2 protein-coding genes and 1 pseudogene are annotated in these 1,709 nt (G+C 47.2%); 2 read left to right on the forward strand and 1 reads right to left on the reverse strand.

The window, feature by feature from the left end:
* Together JX312_RS13215 and JX312_RS13220 are read left to right on the forward strand one after the other, a co-directional pair.
* Positions 1–673: pseudogene (locus tag JX312_RS13215) on the forward strand (hypothetical protein); the annotation flags it as partial.
* A gap of 4 nt (positions 674–677) precedes the next feature.
* Positions 678–1,220 carry a GNAT family N-acetyltransferase gene (locus JX312_RS13220; protein ID WP_123407274.1) on the forward strand — a complete coding sequence of 181 codons (543 nt, stop codon included), beginning with the start codon at positions 678–680 and terminating at the stop codon, positions 1,218–1,220.
* 43 nt (positions 1,221–1,263) lie between these two features.
* Here JX312_RS13220 and JX312_RS13225 read toward each other — a convergent pair.
* Positions 1,264–1,709 (reverse strand): outer membrane beta-barrel protein (locus tag JX312_RS13225; RefSeq protein ID WP_204458383.1); only part of this gene is annotated, 446 nt, incomplete at its 5' end.

A 1,709-nucleotide genomic window follows, 5' to 3' on the forward strand; every position in this document is an offset into this window, starting at 1 on the left:
ATTCACAATACTATATTACGTTGTGGTGTGTGCCGTCATCATTCAGGCGGCAGTATTTTTGGTCAGTTCGGCTCCTGATTCCCGCAAGCCTGTAAAGAAGGTGCTTTTTATAGGAGATTCCATGACCGGATGGCTTTCTGAACGTCTGAACGCTTACGGCGAGCAGAACGGTTTTGAGGTGTCGACAGTGGTGTGGGACGGGTCGACTATCTCGAAGTGGGGAAATTCTCCAAAACTCGCGTCTATGGTTGAGGAGGATGATCCTGATGCGGTATTTATCAGTCTGGGAATGAATGAACTTTTTGAAGCGCAGCCCGACAGGAAACTGAAGTCTGCGGTAGAAGGCATCCTTTCGGCTGTAGGCACGCGCCCTATTTTGTGGGTAGGTCCCCCTTCATGGCCCGGATATGACAAGGGTAAGGTGCTTAACGACTGGCTTGAGAATGAACTCGGAAAGGGGTCTTTTTTCAGAAGTTATGAGCTGGAGCTTCCTCGTCAGAGCGCGAAGAATCCGCATCCTACACGTGCCGGCATGGTGCAGTGGATGGATTCTGTAGTGAACTGGATGCCGGAACACGCGGAGGTGGTGTTGCCGGGTATAAACAAACCGGAGGGAGACAAGATGTCGCGTGGAAAGGATTTTATTTACAAACGCATGAAGGAAAATTTATAATACTATGGAATTCAGAAATTTGGAAGAGAAAGATTATCCGGCTTTCCTGAAATTATATAACGAGAGTTTCCCGGAAAATGAGCGTCGCTTATATAAGAGTGCCGAGCATGTGGCGAATTTTGTAAAGGAGAAGGGAGGCAAGTTTCATGCTTTCGCGATAGACGATGGCGGCGGACTTTTTCTTGGCTTTCTTTCCTACTGGACTTTCGAGGGATATGTCTATGTGGAGCATTTTGCCGTAGAACCGGCGCACCGTGGGAAAAACATTGGCCGTAAGCTTTTGTCTCATCTGTTAGAAACTGTAAGCGGGAATGTGCTTCTTGAAGTTGAGAAACCTGAGTCTCCCGAGGCGGTGCGACGGATAAAGTTTTATGAAAGATGCGGATTCAGATTGCGGGAGGATATAAATTATGTGCAGCCTCCATATGGTCCGGGACAATCGGGCGTGGAGATGATGCTTATGACTCACGGCGATGTGAAACTGCGAGACACGCGCGACTTGCGCGAGATGCTGACTGAGGTCTATAATGTGAAGGAAGGTATCTGACAATTGAGAATACAAGATAAAAGGCGAGGAGATTTCCTCGCCTTTAAAAATTATATCCAAGTGTGAATACCCATGCCTTTGTGCGTCCTCCGAAGGTGTATTTTATGCCGTCAGCCTTGATGTCTTTCCATGCGCCTGTAGCTCCTGCCATATAGTGCGCGCCAATGTAGTAATGGTCAANGATCTGAAGTCCTGTGCCGAACTTGAAACCGAAATCCACAGGTGCGACTTTCTGCTTGAATTCATCTCCGGCTGCCGGCACACCGTCATTGTCAAATGAATTATGGTTGACTTTGTTCTTTAGTTTTGATCCGAACATCAATGATACGTATGGACCGAAGTCTATATTCCAGCGTATGTCATCGGTTATGTTGAACCTTACAGAGCCTAAGACGGGGATTGTGAGGGCATATGAATTAAATGTCCCGGCTTGTGTCATGAGTTCGTCGGTTGATGCTCCGTATACCGGAACCATATTTATAAACGTAT

Origin of the sequence: Barnesiella sp. CU968 (genome assembly GCF_905219685.1) — a bacterium.
Lineage (GTDB): Bacteria > Bacteroidota > Bacteroidia > Bacteroidales > Muribaculaceae > Lepagella > Lepagella muris_A.

Bases quoted from the DNA above. Each gene is read 5' to 3' on its own strand.
- JX312_RS13220 (WP_123407274.1), top strand. From the start codon at position 678: ATGGAATTCAGAAATTTGGAAGAGAAAGATTATCCGGCTTTCCTGAAA.